Origin of the sequence: Pandoraea sp. 64-18 (assembly GCF_001899225.1) — a bacterium.
Classification (GTDB): domain Bacteria; phylum Pseudomonadota; class Gammaproteobacteria; order Burkholderiales; family Burkholderiaceae; genus Pandoraea; species Pandoraea cepalis.
Genome location: NZ_MKVU01000005.1, coordinates 45,798 through 67,086 on the forward strand (window position 1 = coordinate 45,798; position 21,289 = coordinate 67,086).

At 65.0% G+C, this 21,289-nt stretch carries 15 protein-coding genes; 8 read left to right on the forward strand and 7 right to left on the reverse strand.

Annotated features, from left to right (window positions below; translation table 11 throughout):
• A partial coding sequence (locus BGP02_RS01795) for a pseudouridine synthase (protein WP_286797485.1) occupies positions 1–933 on the forward strand: 933 nt, incomplete at its 5' end.
• Between the two features lie 197 nt (positions 934–1,130).
• Here BGP02_RS01795 and def read toward each other — a convergent pair.
• The 5 genes from def to BGP02_RS01820 all read right to left on the reverse strand — a co-directional run bounded on the left by def (position 1,131) and on the right by BGP02_RS01820 (position 10,134).
• Positions 1,131–1,664: a peptide deformylase gene (gene def / locus BGP02_RS01800; RefSeq protein WP_286797487.1), complete on the reverse strand. Its 534-nt coding sequence runs from the start codon at positions 1,662–1,664 to the stop codon at positions 1,131–1,133.
• Between the two features lie 16 nt (positions 1,665–1,680).
• Positions 1,681–3,774, reverse strand: a complete 2,094-nt coding sequence (gene ligA, locus BGP02_RS01805) for an NAD-dependent DNA ligase LigA (protein ID WP_261938687.1) — start codon at positions 3,772–3,774, stop codon at positions 1,681–1,683.
• A gap of 177 nt (positions 3,775–3,951) precedes the next feature.
• Entirely contained in the window at positions 3,952–5,469 is a 1,518-nt protein-coding gene (locus tag BGP02_RS01810; RefSeq protein WP_286797491.1) for a cell division protein ZipA C-terminal FtsZ-binding domain-containing protein, read from the reverse strand.
• A gap of 39 nt (positions 5,470–5,508) precedes the next feature.
• Complete coding sequence (gene smc, locus BGP02_RS01815; RefSeq protein WP_286797493.1) at positions 5,509–9,024, reverse strand: chromosome segregation protein SMC; 3,516 nt, start codon at positions 9,022–9,024, stop codon at positions 5,509–5,511.
• A 123-nt stretch (positions 9,025–9,147) separates the two neighbouring features.
• Complete coding sequence (locus BGP02_RS01820) at positions 9,148–10,134, reverse strand: DMT family transporter (protein ID WP_286797494.1); 987 nt, start codon at positions 10,132–10,134, stop codon at positions 9,148–9,150.
• A gap of 350 nt (positions 10,135–10,484) precedes the next feature.
• Between BGP02_RS01820 and dapC the strand changes: the two genes are divergently transcribed.
• The 7 genes from dapC (at position 10,485) to BGP02_RS01855 (ending at position 18,696) form a co-directional block, all read left to right on the forward strand.
• On the forward strand, positions 10,485–11,687 hold the full coding sequence (gene dapC, locus BGP02_RS01825) for a succinyldiaminopimelate transaminase (RefSeq protein WP_286797497.1): 1,203 nt from the start codon (positions 10,485–10,487) through the stop codon (positions 11,685–11,687).
• Positions 11,688–11,711: 24 nt separating this feature from the next.
• Positions 11,712–12,539 (forward strand): 2,3,4,5-tetrahydropyridine-2,6-dicarboxylate N-succinyltransferase, encoded by an 828-nt coding sequence (gene dapD, locus BGP02_RS01830; RefSeq protein WP_017234110.1) that lies wholly within the window; start codon positions 11,712–11,714, stop codon positions 12,537–12,539.
• Between the two features lie 87 nt (positions 12,540–12,626).
• On the forward strand, positions 12,627–12,974 hold the full coding sequence (locus BGP02_RS01835; protein ID WP_017234109.1) for an ArsC family reductase: 348 nt from the start codon (positions 12,627–12,629) through the stop codon (positions 12,972–12,974).
• A gap of 4 nt (positions 12,975–12,978) precedes the next feature.
• Positions 12,979–14,130, forward strand: a complete 1,152-nt coding sequence (gene dapE, locus BGP02_RS01840; RefSeq protein ID WP_017234108.1) for a succinyl-diaminopimelate desuccinylase — start codon at positions 12,979–12,981, stop codon at positions 14,128–14,130.
• Between the two features lie 20 nt (positions 14,131–14,150).
• On the forward strand, positions 14,151–15,044 hold the full coding sequence (prmB, locus tag BGP02_RS01845) for a 50S ribosomal protein L3 N(5)-glutamine methyltransferase (RefSeq protein ID WP_017234107.1): 894 nt from the start codon (positions 14,151–14,153) through the stop codon (positions 15,042–15,044).
• Between the two features lie 111 nt (positions 15,045–15,155).
• A complete protein-coding gene (cls, locus tag BGP02_RS01850; RefSeq protein WP_286797502.1) occupies positions 15,156–16,583 on the forward strand; it encodes a cardiolipin synthase in 1,428 nt (475 codons plus the stop codon).
• A 172-nt stretch (positions 16,584–16,755) separates the two neighbouring features.
• Entirely contained in the window at positions 16,756–18,696 is a 1,941-nt protein-coding gene (locus tag BGP02_RS01855; RefSeq protein WP_130025793.1) for an ATP-binding cassette domain-containing protein, read from the forward strand.
• An 81-nt stretch (positions 18,697–18,777) separates the two neighbouring features.
• Here the strand turns inward: BGP02_RS01855 and radA are convergent, their stop codons facing one another.
• Positions 18,778–20,151 carry a DNA repair protein RadA gene (radA, locus tag BGP02_RS01860; protein ID WP_017234104.1) on the reverse strand — a complete coding sequence of 458 codons (1,374 nt, stop codon included), beginning with the start codon at positions 20,149–20,151 and terminating at the stop codon, positions 18,778–18,780.
• 23 nt (positions 20,152–20,174) lie between these two features.
• A complete protein-coding gene (gene alr / locus BGP02_RS01865; RefSeq protein WP_286797504.1) occupies positions 20,175–21,245 on the reverse strand; it encodes an alanine racemase in 1,071 nt (356 codons plus the stop codon).
• Positions 21,246–21,289 lie beyond the last annotated feature (44 nt).

The window sequence follows — 21,289 nt, forward strand, 5'->3', positions numbered from 1 at the left end:
CGCCGTTTTGACGAAGATCGTCCGCGTCGTGCCGCCGAAGGTCGCGCCCGTGGCGAAGGCGCGCCCGGCGGCCGCTTCGCCCGCGACGATCGTGACGCGCGGACCGCACGGCCGGCACGCCCCGCGCGCGTCGCGCGCGATGCCGATGACGACATCAAGGTCCATCACGACGCCGCTGGGTCGCTGCGCCTGTCCAAGCGCATGTCTGAGCTCGGCCTGTGTTCGCGTCGCGAAGCCGACGAGTGGATCGCCAAGGGCTGGGTTCGCGTCGACGGCAAGGTCGTGACCGAACTCGGCACGAAGATCCTGCCGACCCAGGACATCACCGTCGTGCAGGCTGCGCACAAGGAGCAGGCCAACCGCATGACGATTCTGCTGCACAAGCCCGTGGGCTACGTCTCCGCACAGGCAGAAGACGGCTACGAGCCCGCTGTCGTGCTGGTCACGCGCGAGCATCACTGGGCCGAGGACGATGCCGGCGTGCGCTTCTCGCCGTCGCATCTACGCAGTCTCGCGCCCGCCGGACGCCTCGACATCGACTCGACCGGCCTGCTCGTTCTGACGCAAGACGGTCGCATTGCCAAGCAACTGATCGGGGAAGATTCGGATATCGAGAAGGAGTACCTCGTGCGCGTCTCGTATAACGAGCATGTCGAGAACGTTCAGGCGCATTTCCCGACAGACCGTCTGGCCCTGCTGCGTCACGGCCTGGAACTCGACGATCAACCGCTCAAACCCGCACAGGTCGAGTGGCAGAACCCGGAGCAACTGCGCTTCGTGCTCAAGGAAGGCAAGAAACGCCAGATCCGCCGGATGTGCGAACTGGTCGGCCTGCATGTGACCGGCCTCAAGCGCGTTCGCATGGGACGCATCACGCTGGGCAACCTGCCCGTTGGTGAGTGGCGCTATCTGCGCGCCGGCGAAGGCTTCTGAGTCGGCGACATCGCCCATGAAAAAGCCCGCCATCGAGGCGGGCTCAGCGTTCAGACGAACCCCATGTTTTTCGGAGCATGGGGTTTTGTCTTTCAGGCGAGGGCATTATCGGACTGGCCCGCGATCCGGTCCAGACGCTCGGCAAGATCAGCCAATTGCCGCGTATCAGGTTAACGCGGTGCGGCCTCGTCCCCACGTCAGTCGTCGCTATTGGGATCCAGTCCCGGAAAGAGAATCTCGGTAAATCCAAACTTGCTGAAGTCGGTAATGCGCATCGGGTAGAGCTTGCCGATCAGGTGGTCGCACTCGTGTTGAACGACCCGGGCGTGAAAGCCCTCAGCCACGCGGTCGATCGCTCGGCCATACTGGTCGACCCCCTCGTAGCGCAGCATCGAATAACGATTGACCATGCCGCGCAGCCCCGGCACCGACAAGCAGCCTTCCCAGCCCTCTTCCATGTCCTGCGTGAGCGGCGTGATGACGGGATTGATGAGCACGGTTTCAGGCACTTCGGGCGCGTCCGGGTAGCGCTCGTTATGCTCGAAGCCGAAGATCACCACCTGCAGATCAACGCCGATCTGCGGCGCCGCCAGTCCCGCGCCGTTTGCGTGCTTCATGGTGTCGAACATGTCGGCGACCAGCTCCCGCAACTCGGGCGTGTCGAAATGTTCCACGGGTTTGGCGATGCGCAGCAGGCGCGGATCGCCCATCTTCAGGATGTCGCGAATCATCGATTGGATCCTCCCATCAAAGCGCGGCCAACATCGCCCGCATAGCGTCTTCGTCCAGCACGGGCACACCCAGTGCCTCGGCCTTCGCCAACTTGCTGCCGGCTTCTGCGCCCGCGACCACGTAGTCGGTTTTCGCAGAAACCGAGCCGGCAACCTTTGCTCCCCGCTCCTCCAGCATGGCTTTCGCCTCGTCGCGCGAGAGCGTCGGCAGCGTGCCTGTGAGCACGAAGGTCTTGCCGGCCAGCGGCAGCGGTGCCGCAGCCGCCGGCTCAGATTCCACCCAGGTCACGCCCGCCGCCCGCAGTTGCTCAATCACTTCGACATTATGCGGTTCGCCAAAGAAATTGGCGATGGATTGGGCCACAATCGGTCCGACGTCGGGCACGGCCAGCAATTCCTCGGTGCTCGCCGCCATCACATTGTCGAGCTTGCCAAAATGACGCGCGAGATCCTTCGCCGTCGCCTCGCCCACATGGCGAATACCCAACGCGAAGATGAACCGCGCCAGCGTCGTGTGACGGGCCGTCTCCAGCGCCGCCACGAGATTGGACGCCGACTTGTCGGCCATCCGGTCAAGCGCGGCAAGCTTCGCCACGCCCAGTTTGAACAGATCCGCAGGCGTGCGAATGATGTGCTGGTCAACCAGCTGCTCCACGAGCTTGTCGCCAAGCCCCTCGATGTCGAGCGCCCGACGCTGGGCGAAGTGCAGCAACGCCTGCTTGCGCTGCGCCGCGCAAATCAAGCCGCCCGTGCATCGCGCGATCACCTCGTCGGGCAGTTTCTCGATGGCCGATCCGCACACCGGGCACGCCGTCGGCATGACGAACGCTCTTGCATCGTCCGGTCGACGCTCGAGCACCGATCCGACGACTTCCGGAATCACATCGCCCGCCCGGCGCACGATCACCGTATCGCCAATCATTACGTCCTTGCGGCGAATCTCGTCTTCGTTGTGCAGCGTAGCATTCGTGACGGTCGCCCCGCCGACAAAGACGGGCGAGAGCCGCGCCACCGGCGTAATTGCCCCGGTTCGCCCCACCTGCACTTCGATGTCGAGCAACGTCGTCAGCGCCTCCTGCGCCGGAAACTTGTGCGCCAGCGCGAAGCGCGGGGCGCGTGAGACAAATCCAAGCCGATCCTGCTCGTCGCGACGGTTGACCTTGTAGACGACGCCATCGATGTCGTAAGGCAGCGTCTCACGCGCCTCTCCCACCGCGCGGTAGAACGCCAGCAACCCCTGTGCGCCCCGCACGACTTCGCGCCGCCCGTTGACCGGAATTCCGAGCGTGACATACCAGTCGAGCAATGCCGAGTGCGTCTCCGGCATCGGGACACCCACCAGCTCCCCCACCCCGTAAGCAAAGAACGACAACGGGCGCTTCGCCGTAATCCTCGAATCGAGCTGTCGCAGACTGCCCGCCGCCGCGTTGCGCGGATTGACGAACACCTTCTCGTGCGCCGCTTCCTGCGCCCGATTGAGCTTGTCGAAGTCGGCCCGGAACATCAGCACTTCACCCCGCACCTCGAGCACTTCGGGCGGGTTATCGGTCTTCAGGCGCAGCGGAATCGTCTTGATCGTGCGGATGTTCGCGGTGACCTCCTCGCCCGTCGTGCCGTCGCCACGCGTGGCTGCCTGCACGAGCACCCCGCGCTCATAGCGTAAAGCGATCGCGAGCCCGTCAAACTTCAGCTCGGCCGCATATTCGACGGGGGCGCCGAACAGATCGCCGGTGGGTGCGCCACCATCGCGCAGTCCATCCGACACGCGACGATCGAACGCTTCAACATCCTCGTCGGCAAAGCCGTTGTTCAGCGAGAGCATCGGCACGCGATGCACGACCTGCGCGAACCCTTCCACCGGCTTGCCACCCACACGTTGCGTGGGCGAATCGGGACGCTTCAATTCGGGATGATTCGTCTCGAGCGCGACCAGTTCGGCAAACAGGCGGTCGTACTCGGCATCCGGAATCAGCGGCGCATCCTCTTCGTAGTACGCGCGGTTGTGACGCACCAACTCGGCACGCAACTCGGCCGCGCGGCGGGCGGCGGGCGATGCATCGGTAGCGGTAGGGGCGTTCGCGCCCTGACCCGGAACAGAAGTTTGGGACATGCAAGCAGACTCGGGAGACGGGAAGTCAGGACATTATGCCTTCGACGTACGCAACTGCGCGTTGTCGATCGCTTTCATCCATCGATTGGAACAAAAAACGCCGCTCACCCGACGGTGAACGGCGTGCGTCGAACGCGGCATCCGACGGGTCGTCGTCTGCCGCGCTTCGGTTCGAAATTACTGGCTGAACAGGCGGCGCGTGACGGGCGAGCCCGCCGGCAAACCGCGCGCCTCGAGACGTTCGTAGAGCTTGAGCAATTGCTTGTCGACGTTTTGCAGCGCAGCATCGGAGAGCGGTCGACGCTGATCGTCCACCACGCGGCCCCCAATGCGTTGTCCGATCGAACGTGCGTAATCGCACATCAGACGGAACGGCAGCAGGTCCTCGTCGGCCACCGGCACATCGAGCAGCATCGTGATCAGATCGCCGCCCTTGTAGGTCAGGTCGTCACGCAGAAAGTTGGTGTCGCCGAACTGCAGCATGAACACCGGATTCTGGCGTGCATCGAGCTTGACGAACCGCATGCCGTCGCGTGAGAGCAGCAGCCCGTCTTGCGTGGCGACCGCCTGCACGTAGTTGGCCGACCACGGCGCGCCGTCCGAAAGCACGTTCACCGACAGTTGGGCATCGCATTGCGCGGCAAAGCTGTCGAGTTCGCGGCCGCGGGCGACCGTCTCCACCATGTCGGGCAATTCGGGCAACGCGTCAGCCGCATCGGCGAGCGTCTGCACGAGATTCGAAAACTCGGAGAACTCGACCTCATTCAGGGCGCCCGCGCGGTTGGCCAACTGTACAGCCATGCGCAACTGGTGGTAGCGCCCGCCGGAGCGAATCAACTCCCACGGCGAATGCTCGTCGGCACGGCCCTCGATGTTGACGGGTTTGCTGCCCGCGCGGCGCATGCGTACCGTCAGCGGCATCAAACGCTCCGCCGCGATCACATTGGCCAACGGCAGCGCAACGACGCAGTCGATGCGCTCGTCGATGACCGGCGGCGGACCGCTCGGCGCAGCCGGCGGTGCCGCCACGGGCACCACGGTCGCAGCCGCTGCCTCGGGCGTGGCAGTCGCCGTCGCGACTGCCTCGGCGTTTGCAACGGGTTCGTGGGTGTCGACGTTGGCGAGCTCGGGCGCCCCGACCACCGTGGCGACCGAACCGGCTGCCGCAGCGTCCACGGTGTCATCGGCCGCCAGTTCCGCGTCAAAGCGTGCGACCGCGCTCGCGGCCGCCGCTTCCTGCGCGTCGCGGGCCTGCGCTTGCCTGTCGAGAGCGCCGTCGTCGGCCTCCACCGCCGTGTCGGCCGTGGCAGTCACGGGTTCCTCGGGGCGGGCGGCATGGGCGGCGGCGTCCTGCGCGGCGCGCTTGCGCGACGCCGGCGGCGCATCCCAGGCATCCTCGTTGATCGCGAAAGCATCCTGCACCGAACTGCCGGCCGCCACCGCTGGCCCCAGCGTGGGCTCACGGCGCTCGCTCGACTGTGCCGGCACCCGGGGCGGCGAAAGCGTCGGTTCGATGAACGGACGGTCGTCGTCGGCATCCGGCACGCCGGCGGTCGCATCGATGCCGGCACCGTCGACCGGCATGCGACGCGGTATTCGTGCGCGTGCCTTGCTGCCCTGCCAGGCGTTATAGGCCACGACTCCCAGCAGTACCACTACCCCTGCGCCAATCAAGCTGAGCTGCAGTTCATTCATGCGCGGCGTTCCTCTCTCTTCTCCATCGTGGGCGCGGGCTCAGACGATCTCGGCCAGATTGATCGCCGACTCCATGTCCACCGCGACGATCCGCGACACCCCTTGTTCCTGCATGGTGACGCCGATGAGCTGATTGGCCATTTCCATCGCGATTTTGTTATGCGAAATAAATACGAATTGGGTACGGTCCGACATGCGCGCCACCATCTTGGCGTAGCGCTCGGTGTTGGCATCGTCCAGCGGCGCGTCCACCTCGTCGAGCAAACAGAACGGCGCCGGATTGAGCTGGAACATGCCGAACACCAGTGCAATGGCCGTGAGCGCCTTCTCTCCCCCCGACAGCAGATGAATCGTGGAGTTCTTCTTGCCCGGCGGTTGCGCCATGACTTGTACGCCAGCGTCGAGGATTTCGTCACCGGTCATGATGAGCTTGGCTTGTCCGCCGCCGAACAGCAGCGGGAACAGTTCGCCGAAATGCTTGTTCACTTCGTCGAATGTGCCCTGGAGCATCACCCGCGTCTCTTCGTCGATTTTGCGAATCGCGCCTTCGAGGGTGTCGATGGCGTCGTTCAGGTCGGCCGACTGTGCGTCGAGGAAGACCTTGCGCTCACGCGCCGTCTCCAACTCTTCCAGCGCGGCCATGTTGACCGGACCCAACGCGTTGATCGCGTTGTTGATGCGGGTGACTTCGCCTTGCAGGTACGACGGCTTCATATCGGGCGTCAGCTTGACGGCGAGTGCCTCCTCGTCGACCTCGGCCGCCGTCAGTTGCTCGACGAACTGCTCGCGGTTCAGGCGTGCCGCCTGCTCCTTCAACTGGAATTCCGTGATCCGGTCACGCAGCGGTTGCAGCCCGCGCTCCGCCGCCAGCCGCTCTTCGTCGCTCTGACGCAACTTGTGCGTGAGCGCCTCAAGTTCAATGCGTGCGGCCCCGAGAATCTCTTCCTTCTGCGCGCGGAGTTCAAGCGCGTCCTGCAAACCGTTCTCGACCGTCTGTTCGGTGATCTGCGTGAGTTCGGCCTGTGCCTGCTCGATCGACACCACCAAACGTTCGGCCTGCTCGAGCGCCGTCTGGATACTGCGGCGGTGCTCGTCGATCTTGCTTGAAATCCCCTTTTGACCGAACGCCGCTTCCTGCGCCAGACGCTCCAACTCGCGCGCACGGTTGCGGGCATCCGAGAGCCGGCTGTCGAGCGATTCGAATTCGAGCTGCCCGTCTTCGAACGTCGCCTGCAATTCGGCCAGACGCGCGTCGCTCTGCTCGAAGTTCGCCTCCGATTCGGCGCGCAGCGCCAGTTGCTCCTCGATCTGCGCGGCGATTTCACGCAGCTCTTCGTCGATCTGCGTGCTGCGGGCGTTGAAGCGCTCATAGGCTTGCGTGAGCTTGAGCACGTCCATCTGCAGCGCATGCACACGCTGGGTGGCGCGCTCGGCACGCCCGCGCACCTCGCTGAGCGACTGGGCCGCCTGGCTGTAGGCAGCCTCCGCCCGCACGGCGGCGGCCTTGGCTTCGTCCGACAGCAACACCTGCGCGCGCAGTTGCTTGCCCAGGTTCTCGATTTCCTGCTGACGCGCGAGCAAGCCAGCCTGCTCGGAGTCGGCGGCATAAAGCTGCACACCCACGCGCGTGACCTGGTGCCCCGCCTTGACGACGAGCGACGCGCCCTCCGGCAGTTGCGCCCGGGCGACCATCGCCTGCGCGAGATCGTCGGCGACGAACACGTGACCGAGCCATTCCTGCAGCACGGCACGAAGGCCAGGATCGTCGATACGCAGCAACGAAAGCAGCGGGCGCAGCGACGCCGGGGCGTCGAGCGCACGCGCGGCCGGTGGCGGCGAATAGAACGCCAGCTTGGCCGGCGGCGCATCGCTCGCAAACGCCTTCACCCAATCGAGATTGCTGATTTCCAGGGCGGCCAGACGCTCGCGCAGCACCGATTCAAGGGCGTTTTCCCAGCCCGGCTCAATGTGCAGTTTCTTCCATAGACGCGGCAATTGCGCCAACTCGTGCTTGTCGAGCCACGGCTGCACCTTGCCCTCCGTCTGCACACTCTCCTGAAGTTGCTTGAGTGCGGTGAGACGCGCTTCGAGCTGCGCAATGGACGCGGCTTCGGACTGCACCCGCGCCTGCGCCTCGGCACGCTCGGCTTCGAGTCGCGGCAGCCGCTCCTGCGCATCGGCAAGTTCGGCCTGCGCGTCTTCGAGCATCGCCTGATGTTCGGCAAGATCGGCGCGCTGCATCTCCAGTTCGGCTTCGTCGGGCTTGTCGAGCCCGCGCGCCTCGCCTTGCAGACGCTCCTGACGCTGCTGCAACTGCTGCAACGCCTGATCGGCATTGCGCTGGTGCGCCGCTTCGAGTTTCAGACTCTGCTCGACCTGCGAAATCTCGCTGCGTTGCTCGTTGAGCAGCGTCTGCGCGTCGCGCCAGCCGGCTTCCAGCGCCGGCAACGCGTCGTTCTGATCGGCCGCCTGATCCTGCGCCGTGGCCGCGCGCTCTTCGGCGATGATGAGTTCTTCTTCCGCGAGCGCCAGGGCCTCTTCCGACTGCGCCGAGCGCGCCTGCCATTGCTCGCGCTGCGAAGTGAGCGCGGCCAGTTGCGCCTGCACGCGGTTGCGCGACTCGACGACGTAGCGGATCTCGGCTTCCAGCCGGCTGACCTCCGAATTCGCCTCGTACATGGCGCTTTGCGCGGCCTGAACGGCATCGGTGGCCGTGTAATGGGCGGCGCGCAGCGTTTCGAGATCCGATTCGGAGCCGCGCAGACGCGCCATCTGCGCTTCGAGATCGACCTGCGCCGATTCGATCGCGCGCTGTTGACGTTCTTGTTCGTTCTGGGCTTCGTTCTTGCGCAGCAGCCACAGCAACTGCTGCTTTTCTTCGCCGTCGCGATGCAAGTCCTTGTACCGATTGGCCACCACGGCCTGCGATTCCAGCTTTTCGAGATTACTGCCGAGTTCGCGCAGAATGTCTTCGACGCGCGTGAGGTTCTCGCGCGTGTCCTGCAGGCGGTTCTCGGTCTCGCGACGACGCTCCTTGTACTTGGAGACGCCCGCAGCTTCTTCGAGGAACACGCGCAACTCTTCCGGCTTGGCCTCGATGATGCGCGAGATCATCCCCTGTCCGATGATGGCGTAGGCGCGCGGCCCGAGGCCGGTACCGAGGAAGATGTCCTGGATGTCCCGCCGGCGGGCCGGCAGGTTGTTGATGTAGTAGCTGGAGGTGCCGTCGCGCGTGAGCACGCGCTTGACCGCGATGTCGGCGTACTGGCTCCACTGCCCGGCGGCGCGCCCGGCGCTGTTGTCGAACACGAGTTCGACGCTGGCGCGGCTCGCCTGCTTGCGGGCGGTCGATCCGTTGAAAATCACGTCCTGCATCGATTCGCCGCGCAGCTCCGAGGCGCGCGACTCACCGAGCACCCAGCGCACGGCGTCGATGATGTTGGATTTGCCGCACCCGTTGGGGCCAACGATCCCGACCAGTTGGCCAGGCACCGCGAAGTTCGTCGGATCGACGAAGGACTTGAAGCCGGCGAGTTTGATGGAGGTCAGACGCACGGCAGGTTCGCTTTATCGGTCATGGAATGATGGGAAAGACGCAGACGCGCTTAGCTGGTCCTGTCGGGCCTTGCGCGCACTGCTGCGCACTGGCCGCTGACATCGATATGACATCGGTTCGCATCATACCATCGCATCCCTCGCCGTCGCGCATTTACAACGCCCGGAATCCGGCAAAATGCCTGACAGCACGCCGGCGGCCACAATGCACAGTCCACCCGCGATGTCGCGCACGCCCAGCCCTTCGTTCGCCAGCCACCAGGACGACATCGCCGCCACCACGATCTCGAAGAGCATGATGAGCGCCGCCTGATTGGCGGGCACTTGGGCCAACCCGAACTGCACCACGACGTTGGTCAGCGCAATCGCGCAGCCCAAGGCGAGCGCCACGGCAGCGGCGGCCGTACCCGACGTGAGCGCCGAGACAGCAGCGCGCCCCGTGTCGGCCCCGCCATCGAACGGCAACACCAGCAACCCGCCGACCACGCAGCCGAGATACAGCGTCCAACTACGCATTTCGGCACGCACGTCAGGCATCGCCTGACTGACGCGCCGCAGCAGCACGTTGTTGAGCGCAAAGGCCGCCCCGGCAATGGCGCCCGCCCATTCGCCGGGGTTGTTGGGCAGCGGCCAGCCCAGCGCGGGCGACCAAAGCATCAGCCCCGCCCCACCGAGCGCCAGCGCGATCAGCCCCACGCCGCGCACACCGACGCGCTCGCCCAGCAGCCAGTGGGCGAACAGCGCCGTCCAGACCGGCGTCAGGTAAAACAGCAGCAGGACACGCATCACATGTCCGTGCGTCGTGCCCCAGACAAACGCGACGTTGGTCGCGCCGCCAGCGAACGCCACCCCCGCGAGCAGCCACGACCACCGCAGCGTGCCGAGCGAGCCGCGATATAAGAGCGTGAGCAACAGCAGCGCGACGCTTGCGGTGCCGATCTGGGCGGGGACCGCCGCCACGCCCCACTGGGCTAGCATGCGATAGGGAAACCAGGCCAGCCCCCACACCGACGACCCCATAAGAATGGCCAGGGCAGGTGCCGCCCGAGCGCGTCGCGACGCGTTCGCCGTCGACGCCGGGCCGTGCGCGCCGTTACCGGCTACGGTCATGCTGTTGACTCCTGAAAAATCTGAGTTATTCCTTGGGCTTGCCCCATCGGCGCCTCGGAATAGGCTGAATTACGCAGCGGTCGCGCTTTGTGCGCGCCATAACGGTATAATTTTCGCTTTGCCGATCTTGCCATTCTTTAGCGCGTTCGGGAACCGTCCTTGGCGCGTTGTTACGAACGATACCGCCGCCCTGTGTGGCCTGCGTCCCGCCAGTCCGGCCCTGGAAAGCGCTCGTCGTGCCGCGCGGTGGCGCGGCGCAACGCCCGGCCGGCCTGCACGGCACCGGATTGCCCTCGAAAGTTGCCTTGCTCGGCAGCGCGAACCCTAGCCCTGAGTCTGTTTGAATTCTCGTGAACCCATTACTCGACAAGCTCCAGCCCTACCCCTTTGAACGCCTGAAGTCGTTGGTGGCGGACGTCACGCCTGCCAGCGCGTACAAGGCCATCAGCTTCGGCATCGGGGAACCCAAGCACCCGACGCCGCAGTTCATCAAGGAAGCCCTGATCGACGGGCTGGGCGGCCTCTCGAACTATCCGGCCACCGCGGGCGGCGAGCCGCTGCGCGCGGCGATCGCCGAGTGGCTGGAGCGCCGGTACGCACTGCCCAACGTGAATCCGGCCACGGAAGTTCTGCCGGTCACGGGCTCGCGCGAGGCGCTCTTTTCGTTCGCCCAGGCGGTCGTCGACGGTAGCAAGCCCGGCGCGCGCGTGGTGTGTCCGAACCCGTTCTACCAGATCTACGAAGGCGCCACGTTGCTCGCCGGCGCGACGCCCTATTACGTCGACAGCGATCCCGCGCGTAATTTCGCGCCGGACTACGACGCCGTGCCGGCCGACGTCTGGCGCGACGTCCAACTTGTCTATCTCTGCTCGCCGGGCAATCCGACCGGCGCCGTGCTGAGCCTTGCCGACTGGAAACGCCTGTTCGACCTCTCCGACGAATTCGGCTTCGTGATTGCGTCCGACGAGTGTTATTCCGAGATCTACTTCGACGAAGAACATGCGCCACTGGGCGCCCTGGCGGCAGCGCATCGACTGGGTCGGGGCTTCGACCGTCTGGTCGTGTTCTCGAGCCTGTCGAAGCGCTCGAACGTGCCGGGCATGCGCTCGGGGTTCGTGGCGGGCGACGCCGCTGTCCTCAAGAAATTCCTGCTGTACCGCACGTACCACGGCTGCGCGATGAGTCCGGCCGTGCAAGCGGCGAGCGTTGCAGCGTGGAACGATGAAGCCCACGTGCGCCTGAACCGCAGCAAGTACCTGAAGAAGTTCCAGACCGTCACGCCAATGCTCGCCGACGTGCTCGACGTGCGTCTGCCAGACGCGGGCTTCTACCTGTGGGCTCGGGTCGACACGAAAACCGGCCTGTCCGACACGGAATTCACGCGCCAGTTGCTGGCGCAATACAATGTGGCCGTCCTGCCCGGGTCGTACCTGGGCCGCGCGGCGCACGGCACCAACCCGGGCGAGAACTATGTGCGCATCGCCCTTGTGGCCGATGTGGACGAATGCACCGAAGGCGCCCAGCGCATCGTGCAGTTCTGCCAATCCCTTTAATTCTCACTGCAACCGATTCTCGCCATGTCGCAACAACTGCAAACCACCATCGACCAAGCCTGGGACAACCGTGCCGAGATCTCGGCGAAGTCGGCACCTGCCGAGGTGCGTGAGGCCGTCGCCCACGTCATCGCCGAACTGGACAAGGGCGCCTTGCGCGTGGCCCAGAAGCAAGACGGCCATTGGATCGTGAACCAATGGGTCAAGAAGGCCGTGCTGCTGTCGTTCCGCCTCGAAGACAATGTCGTGATGCCGGCTGGCGGCTTCAGCCAGTTCTACGACAAGGTGCCGAGCAAGTTCGCCAACTACACCGCCGACGACTTCGCACGCGGCGGTTTCCGCGTCGTGCCGCCGGCCGTGGCGCGTCGTGGCTCGTTCATCGGCAAGAACGTGGTGCTGATGCCGTCGTACACGAACATCGGCGCCTACGTTGACGAAGGCACGATGGTCGACACGTGGGCCACCGTCGGTTCGTGCGCCCAGATCGGCAAGAACGTTCACCTCTCGGGCGGCGTCGGTATCGGCGGCGTGCTCGAACCGCTGCAGGCCAACCCGGTCATCATCGAAGACAACTGCTTCGTCGGCGCCCGCTCGGAAGTCGTGGAAGGCGTGATCGTCGAAGAGAACTCGGTGATCTCCATGGGCGTGTATCTGGGGCAGTCGACCAAGATCTACGATCGCGAAACCGGTGAAGTGCATTATGGCCGCGTGCCGGCCGGCTCGGTCGTGGTGCCGGGCAACCTGCCCTCGAAGGACGGAAAGTACAGCCTGTACTGCGCCGTGATCGTGAAGAAGGTCGATGCGCAAACGCGCGCCAAGACGGCCATCAACGACCTGCTGCGCGGCGAGTAAGGCAACGCGGTATCCGAGGCTTCGCCGCCAGTTGGGCGGCGAGGGCTTCGGCGCATCTTTGCAATCGCGACACCAGGAGTTTCGGCGATGACGGCAGTGCTGTATGGCATTCCCAACTGCGACACCGTGAAGAAGGCGCGCACCTGGCTCGACGAGCACGGCGTGGCGTACGACTTTCACGACTTCAAGAAAGCGGGCGTGAACGACGCGCTGCTGGACACCTGGCTCGCCCAGGTTCCGCTTGCCACGCTGCTCAATCGCAAGGGCACGACCTGGCGCAAACTCTCGCCGGAACAACAAGCGGCGGCGGCCGATACGTCGGTGGCCCGCACGCTGATGGTCGAAAATCCATCGCTCATCAAGCGCCCGGTGCTGGTGGCCGACGGCCAGGTTTCCGTGGGCTTCGCGCCCGACAGTTACGCCTCACGATTCTGAATTCATGACTTTCTCCCAAGGCGCCACACTGGCGCTCACCGAGCAACTGATCGCCCGTCACTCGGTGACGCCCGAAGACCGCGATTGCCAGGCCATCCTGGCGCGCCGCCTTGAGGCCATCGGCTTCGCGTGCGAGACCATCGCGTCGAACGGCGTGACCAACCTCTGGGCGATCAAGCGCGGCACGCGCGGCCCCGACGGCCGGCTGCTCGTCTTCGCAGGCCACACCGACGTCGTACCGACCGGCCCGCTGGAGCAATGGCATTCGGATCCGTTTGCCCCCACGCATCGTGACGGCATGCTCTACGGTCGTGGCGCCGCCGATATGAAAACGTCGCTGGCGGCGTTCGTGGTCGCCTCCGAGGAGTTCGTCGCCCAACATCCGGATCACACCGGCTCCGTGGGTTTCCTGCTGACCAGCGACGAGGAAGGCCCCGCCACCGACGGTACCGTGAAGGTCGTTGAAGCGCTCACGGCGCGGGGCGAGCGCCTGGACTACTGCGTGGTCGGTGAGCCGACCTCGAGCCAGCGCCTGGGCGACATGGTCAAGAACGGCCGTCGCGGATCGATGTCGGGCAAGCTGGTCATCAAGGGCGTGCAGGGGCACATTGCCTATCCGCACCTCGCCAAGAACCCAACGCACCTGTTCGCGCCGGCACTCGCCGAGCTGACGCAAACCGTGTGGGACAACGGCAACGAGTATTTCCCGCCCACCACGTGGCAAATCTCGAATATCCACGCAGGCACCGGCGCGACCAACGTCATTCCCGGCGAGTTGACGGTGATGTTCAACTTCCGCTTCTCGACCGCCAGCACGTCCGACGGCCTCCAGCAACGGGTGCATGCGTTGCTCGACCGTCACGGCCTGACCTATACGCTCGACTGGTCGATCAGCGGCCAACCGTTCCTCACGCCGCGCGGCGACCTGTCGGCAGCGCTCGCGAGCGCCATCCGCGAGGAAACGGGGCTCGAGACCGAACTCTCGACCACGGGCGGCACGTCCGACGGGCGTTTTATCGCGCGCATCTGCCCGCAGGTCATCGAATTCGGTCCGTGCAACGCCAGCATCCACAAGATCGACGAACACATCGCGGTGGCCGACATCGAACCGCTCAAGAACATCTATCGGGGCGTGTTGACGCGCCTGGTGGCCTGAGGCGCACGAGGCATTCCACCATGACGACACAGACCCATCCCTTCCAGACATTACGCGACCTATTGCGCTACGCCGTTTCGCGCTTCACCGAGGCCGAGCTGGCCTTCGGGCATGGCACGGCCACGGCGTACGACGAGGCCGCCTATCTGCTGCTGCATACGCTGCACCTCCCGATCGACACACTCGACCCGTTTCTCGACGCCCGTTTGCTGCCCGACGAAATCGAGCGCGTACTGTCGGTCGTCAACCGTCGTGCGGGCGAGCGAGTGCCGGCGTCTTACATCACGAATGAAGCGTGGATGCACGGTCACCGGTTCTACGTGGACGAGCGCGTCATCGTGCCGCGCTCGTTCATCGGCGAATTACTGGAAGACGCTTTGCAGCCGTGGGTCGATCACGCCGACGACGTGGCCGAGGTCCTCGAACTGTGCACCGGCTCCGGCTGCCTGGCGATTCTGGCCGCCGAGACCTTCCCGGCCGCGCAGATCGATGCCGTCGACATTTCACCCGACGCGCTCGCCGTGGCCAGGATCAACGTGGCCGACTACGGCCTCGACGACCGTGTCGCGCTGCATCTGGGCGACCTGTATGCACCGCTGCCCACGGGCAAGCGTTACGAAGTCATCCTCACCAATCCGCCGTATGTGAACGAAGGTTCGATGCAGGTGCTGCCGGCCGAGTATCGCCACGAGCCGCGTCTTGCCCTGGCGGGGGGTAACGACGGGATGGACGTGGTTCGACGCATCATTGCCGGTGCACGCGAGCACCTGACGGAGCATGGCGTCCTGGTCGTGGAAATCGGCAACGAACGTCACTTTGTCGAAGCCGCGTTCCCCGATCTGCCGATGACGTGGCTCGCCACGAGCGCCGGCGACGACATGGTGTTCCTGGTACAGGCCGCCGACCTGCCGTAATCGCCTCGGTGCTCGCCCATTGCAGCGAGTGCTCGCCTAAGGTCGTGCAGCCCGGTTACACTCGGGTTCCCGGGTCCGCGCGACTCACGGCATGGAGGAAGATTGTCCGTCATGGTGCTCAATTGGCTCGACGTCGGCTTTGCCGTCGCCTGTATCCATGCACTGGGGGCGATCGCCGCGATCCATGCCGTGCTGACGGTACGGACGTCGCAGGGCGCCGTGGCGTGGGCGGTATCGCTCGTCACGATGCCCTACCTCACGCTCATCCCCTACCTGTTCCTCGGCCGATCGAAGTTCATCGGCTACGTCGAAGCCCGGCGCGCCCGGAATCAAGCGTTGCAAACCCGCATCGGCGAAACACAATGGAGCGGTGAGCCGCCTGTCGCGATGGAAGCCCATCCCGAGTTTGCGGCGCTCACCGCCATGACGGGCATGTCGTTCGTTGCGGGCAATCGCGTGCGTCTACTGGTGAACGGCCACGCCACGTTCGACGCCATCTTTGCCGCGATCGACCGCGCGCGCGACTACATCGTCATTCAGTTCTTCATCGTCAAGGACGATGCCCTTGGACGCGCCCTGTCCGCCCGCCTGCTCGCGCGCGCCGCCACGGGCGTGAAGGTATTCTTTCTCTACGACCGGATCGGCAGCCACGACTTGCCCGGCAGTTACTGCGACACGCTGCGCCAAGGCGGTGTCCTCGTGCACGAGTTCGCCGCCGCCAAGCGCGGTATTTTCGTGAATCGCTTCCAGTTGAACTTTCGCAATCACCGCAAGATTGTCGTGATCGACGGCAACGAAGCGTTCATCGGCGGTCACAACGTCGGCGTGGAGTATCTTGGCGAGAAACCGCCGCTGGCCCCCTGGCGCGACACGCACATTGTCGTGCGCGGCCCGGCAGTGGTCGGCATTCAACGCGCGTTCGCCGAAGACTGGCACTGGAGTACGGGCACGGTACCGGAGCTGAATCGTCAACCGGTCGCCTCCGGCGAAGACATGCACTGCCAGGTGGTGCCCAGCGGCCCCGCCGACCGGCTGGAAACGTCGTCGCTCTTCTTTGTCACCGCCATCAACGCTGCGCAACAGCGGGTCTGGCTCACCACTCCCTACTTCGTGCCCGACGAAGCCGTGTTCTCCGCATTGCGCCTGGCGGTGCTGCGCGGCGTGGACGTGCGCATCCTGATCCCCGACCGGGCCGATCACCGCGTGGTGTTCGAAGCCACCACGTCGTACGCCTTCGAAGCCGCCCGCAGCGGCATCAACGTCTATCGGTATCAACACGGCTTCGTTCACCAGAAGGTCGTACTGATCGACGACAGCGCGGCCGCCGTCGGTAGCGCCAACCTCGACAACCGGTCGTTCCGCCTCAATTTCGAGATCATGCTGCTGACCGTCGACCGCGCCTTTGCCGATGACGTCGCGTTCATGCTCACGCACGACTTCGAGCATGCCACCCTGCTGAACAAGGACGAATTTCGGACGATTCCGAAATGGCGCCAGATTGTGATGCGCGTGGCGCGGCTTTTCGCCCCAATTCTGTAGCCAGTCGACGGCGCGCATCGCATTCGCCTGCGCAGACCGGTAAAATAGCGGTTTTGCCGTCCTCTGCGCGTGGGTTTGCCGGCATGGCACGTTCGGTCCTCATTGGATCGACGGCACATGCCCGCCGCGCAGGCCAAGGACGCACTGACCCGCTTACCCCTCGGCCCTTTTCGTGATCCGATTCGAACACCTTTCCCTCGCGCGCGGCACCAAGCCGCTCTTCGAGGACACCTCCGTCACGCTCAACCCGGGCGAGCGCGTCGGCCTCGTCGGCGCCAACGGCGCCGGCAAGTCCACGCTGTTCGCGCTGTTGCGCGGGCAGTTGCACGCGGATGGGGGCGATGTCTTCGTGCCCAGTAGCTGGCGCCTGGCGCATGTGATGCAGGAGACGCCAGCGGTCGAGCGTACTGCGCTCGACTACGTTCTCGACGGCGACACGCGGCTGCGTGAGATCGAAGCGAATATTGCGGCGGCGGAAGTCGCTCACGACGGCCATGCCCAGGCCGACGCCCACGCGGCCTTCGCCGACGCCGACGGGTACACCGCCCCGGCCCGCGGCGAGGCGCTGCTGCTCGGCCTCGGCTTTACGTTGGCGCAAACGCAGTTGCCGGTCGCCAGCTTCTCGGGCGGGTGGCGCATGCGCCTGAATCTGGCGCAGGCGCTCATGTGCCCGTCCGATCTGTTGCTGCTCGACGAGCCGACCAACCACCTGGATCTGGACGCCATCGTCTGGCTCGAAGACTGGCTCAAGCGTTACCCCGGTACGCTCATCGTGATTTCGCACGATCGCGAATTTCTCGACGAGGTCTGCAACGTCACGCTGCACATCGAGAATCAGCAGATCAAGCGTTACGGTGGCAACTACAGTCAGTTCGAAATCCTGCGCGGCCAGCAACTGACGCTGCAGCAAAGCGCCTTCGAGAAGCAGCAAAAGACGATTGCGCACCTGGAGTCGTTCATCACGCGCTTCAAGGCCAAGGCGACGAAGGCACGCCAGGCGCAGAGTCGCGTGAAGGCGCTCGAAAAGATGGAGCGCATCGCCCCCGCGCATATCGCGTCGCCGTTCACGTTTGAGTTCCGCCCGGCTGACAGCGCGCCGAACCCAATGCTCGTGCTCGAAGCCGTCCGTTGCGGCTACCCGCTCGAGGACGGCAGCGAGAAGGTCATCCTGCCGCACGTCACGATGTCGGTGCAGAACGAGCAACGTATCGGCCTGCTCGGCGCCAACGGTCAGGGCAAATCGACGCTGATCAAAACGCTCGCCGGCACGCTGGCGACCCTCACCGGCTCGGTGAAAACCGGCAAGGGCCTGCAGATCGGCTACTTCGCCCAGCATCAGGTCGAAACGCTGCGTCACGACGATTCGCCGTTGCAGCACTTGCAGCGGCTCGCCCCGGATACGCGCGAGCAGGAGCTACGGGATTTTCTGGGCGGGTTCAATTTCCGTGGTGACATGGCCACGTCGTCGATCGCCCCGTTCTCTGGCGGCGAGAAGGCGCGTCTGGCGCTCGCGCTCATCATCTGGCGCAAGCCGAACCTTCTGCTGCTCGACGAACCGACCAATCACCTGGACCTAGAAACGCGCCACGCGCTCACGATGGCCTTGGCGCAGTTCGACGGCACATTGATTCTCGTCTCGCACGATCGGCATTTGCTGCGCGCGACCACCGATCAGTTTCTGCTCGTGGCCGGCGGCGAAGTAAAGCCGTTCGACGGCGATCTCGACGACTATCGCGACTGGCTGCTGCAACACGCGGCCGACCAACGGGCCGCGGCACGTGATGCCAGCAACGGTAGCGGTGAGAGTGCAGAGGGTGGCGACGGCGTCAATCGCAAGGATCAGAAGCGCGCCGAAGCGCAGGAACGCCAGCGGCTGTCTCAACTGCGCAAACCGCTGCAACGCAAGATCGAGAAGCTGGAGCAATCGATGGCGAAACTCGCGGACGAAAAGGCGCGACTCGACGCCATCCTCGCCGACAGCGGCACCTATGAAGACGCGAAAAAAGCCTTGCTGACCGACAGCCTGAAGCAGCAGGTGGACGTCACGGCCAAACTGTCGGACATTGAAGCCGAATGGCTCGACGCACAGGAAGCGCTCGAGCAGATCGTCTGACAGGCGTCAGACCCTGGCTGCCGGGGCGGTGGCATGGCCTTGAGAAGGCCTGCCCCGGAGCGCCCCCAAGCGCCAGCGCGACTACAACCCCGCCACGACGGAAATCGCGTGCTCCAAACGGTCGACGGCATGCACTTCGAGGCCGTCGATGGGTTGCTTCGGCGCATTCGCCTTCGGGATGATCGCAATCGAAAAGCCCAGTTTGGCGGCTTCCTTGAGACGATCCTGACCGCGCGGGCTCGGCCGGATTTCGCCCGCCAGCCCGACCTCGCCGAATGCCACGATGCCGCGCGGCAACGGCTTGTTGCGCAGCGACGAATGAATTGCCAGCAATACGGCCAGATCGGCCGCCGGCTCCGAGATCTTCACGCCGCCGACGGCGTTCAGGAACACATCCTGATCGAAACAGGCGATGCCCGCATGACGATGCATCACGGCGAGCAACATGGCCAGCCGGTTCTGCTCCAGCCCCACGGCCAAACGCCGCGGATTGGGCACCTGCGCCGTGTCGACCAGCGCCTGCACCTCGACGAGCAGCGGGCGCGTGCCTTCCTGCGTGACGAGCACGCACGAGCCCGGCACGCTTTGCTCATGTTGCGAGAGGAACAAGGCCGACGGATTCGCCACGCCGCGCAGGCCTTTCTCCGTCATCGCAAACACGCCCAACTCGTTGACGGCACCGAAGCGATTTTTGAACGCCCGCACCAACCGGTACGACGAGTGCGTATCGCCCTCGAAATACAGCACCGTGTCGACGATGTGTTCGAGAACGCGCGGCCCGGCGAGACTGCCTTCCTTGGTTACGTGGCCAACCATGATCACCGTTACGCCGCTCTGCTTGGCGCTGCGCGTGAGTTGCGCCGCGCATTCGCGCACCTGCGCGACCGATCCCGGCGCCGAACTGAGCGCTTCTGAGTAGACCGTCTGGATCGAGTCGATCACGACCACGTCGGGCTTCTCCGACTCGATGGCGCCCAGAATCTTCTCGAGCTGGATTTCCGCCAGCAAATCCAATTCCCCGCCGCCCTCGCCCGCGGCGCCGAGGCCCAGGCGCTGCGCACGCAAGGCAATCTGCGCGCCCGATTCTTCGCCGCTCACATACAGCGCACGCCGTTCGCGCGCCAGATGTGCAAGCGACTGAAGCAGCAGCGTCGACTTGCCGATCCCGGGATCTCCCCCGATGAGCACCACGCCGCCGGCAACCAGACCGCCGCCCAGCACGCGGTCGAATTCGCTCACGCCGCTGGAGAAGCGCGGCACATCGGCCGCCTCGATCTGCGCGAGCTTGCGCACGGGCGTACTCTTGGCGAGCGATTGGTATCGATGACCTGTCGGCGCTTCCGCCACCGATTCGACAAGCGAATTCCAGCCGTTGCAGTGAGGACACTGCCCCGCCCACTTGGGCGTCTGCCCGCCGCATTCGGTACAAATATAGACAGTCTTGGCTTTGGCCATGCGTGGCGATCCTGTCCTGATGCTCAGTTCGCGTACACCGGCACGCGGCGCGCCACGGCACACATCAGCTCATAGCCGAGCGTGCCGGCCGACGCTGCGACCTCGTCGATGCAAAGGCCCCGCCCCCACAACGTGACAGGCGCACCCACGCGTGCCTGCGGCACCGGCGTGAGATCGACGGCCAGCATGTCCATCGACACGCGGCCCACGGTGCGCGTGCGCACACCGTCGACCAGTATCGGCGTGCCCGAGGGTGCAACACGCGGATAGCCGTCGGCATAGCCGCAGGCCACTGTGCCCACGCGCATCGGCGTCTCGGCGGTGAATACGCTACCGTAACCGACCGTACCGCCCGCCGGCACCTCCTGAATACCGATCAACTCGGCTTCGAGCGTCATGGTCGGTTGCAGATCAAGCGTGGCCGCCGGGACTTCGAGACCTTTCGGCGAGGAGCCATAGAGCATGATCCCCGGGCGCACCCATGCGCCGTGTGCTTCCGGATGGAACAGCGTGGCGGCCGAGTTGGCCAGGCTGCGCTCGCCCGGCACGTCGCATGCGCCACGCTCGAACGCTTCCATCTGATACGCAATGCCGCGCGGACCGTCGGCATCGGAAAAGTGAGTCATCAGCACGATCTGGCTCACGCCGGGAATCGCGCGAGCACGCTCCCATGCGGCGCGAAATCGCTCGGGGGCAAAGCCGAGACGGTTCATGCCCGAATTCATCTTGAGCTGCACGTTGAGCGGCTTGCTCAGGCGCGTGGTCTCCAGCATGCGCAGTTGTTCGTCGCTGTGCACGGTCGTCGTCAGACCATACTTGTCGACGACGGCCAGATCTTCGGGTTTGAAGAACCCTTCGAGCAGCAGAATCGGACCGGCCCAGCCGAGTTCGCGCAAACGCACGGCCTCGTCGAGATCGAGCAGGCCGAAGCCATCGGCGTCGCGCAATCCGGGATACGCGTTTTCAATGCCATGCCCGTAGGCATTGGCCTTGACCACGGCCCACACCTTGGCGCGGGGCGCACTGCGGCGGGCGACATCGAGATTGTGAGCGAGGGCTGCGGTGTGAATCGAGACTTTGATTGGACGAGGCATAAGCGGACACGGGATCGAAGGAGACGCTCGCCAGGACAGGCTGG

Excerpts from the sequence above, each read along its gene's own strand:
- cls (WP_286797502.1), top strand. The coding sequence starts at position 15,156 with ATGGTGCTCAATTGGCTCGACGTCGGCTTTGCCGTCGCCTGTATCCAT.
- dapE (WP_017234108.1), top strand. The coding sequence starts at position 12,979 with ATGACTTTCTCCCAAGGCGCCACACTGGCGCTCACCGAGCAACTGATC.
- BGP02_RS01820 (WP_286797494.1), bottom strand. The coding sequence starts at position 10,134 with ATGACCGTAGCCGGTAACGGCGCGCACGGCCCGGCGTCGACGGCGAAC.
- def (WP_286797487.1), bottom strand. The coding sequence starts at position 1,664 with ATGATTCGCGACATCCTGAAGATGGGCGATCCGCGCCTGCTGCGCATC.
- alr (WP_286797504.1), bottom strand. The coding sequence starts at position 21,245 with ATGCCTCGTCCAATCAAAGTCTCGATTCACACCGCAGCCCTCGCTCAC.
- BGP02_RS01835 (WP_017234109.1), top strand. The coding sequence starts at position 12,627 with ATGACGGCAGTGCTGTATGGCATTCCCAACTGCGACACCGTGAAGAAG.
- BGP02_RS01810 (WP_286797491.1), bottom strand. The coding sequence starts at position 5,469 with ATGAATGAACTGCAGCTCAGCTTGATTGGCGCAGGGGTAGTGGTACTG.
- radA (WP_017234104.1), bottom strand. The coding sequence starts at position 20,151 with ATGGCCAAAGCCAAGACTGTCTATATTTGTACCGAATGCGGCGGGCAG.
- prmB (WP_017234107.1), top strand. The coding sequence starts at position 14,151 with ATGACGACACAGACCCATCCCTTCCAGACATTACGCGACCTATTGCGC.
- dapD (WP_017234110.1), top strand. The coding sequence starts at position 11,712 with ATGTCGCAACAACTGCAAACCACCATCGACCAAGCCTGGGACAACCGT.
- ligA (WP_261938687.1), bottom strand. The coding sequence starts at position 3,774 with ATGTCCCAAACTTCTGTTCCGGGTCAGGGCGCGAACGCCCCTACCGCT.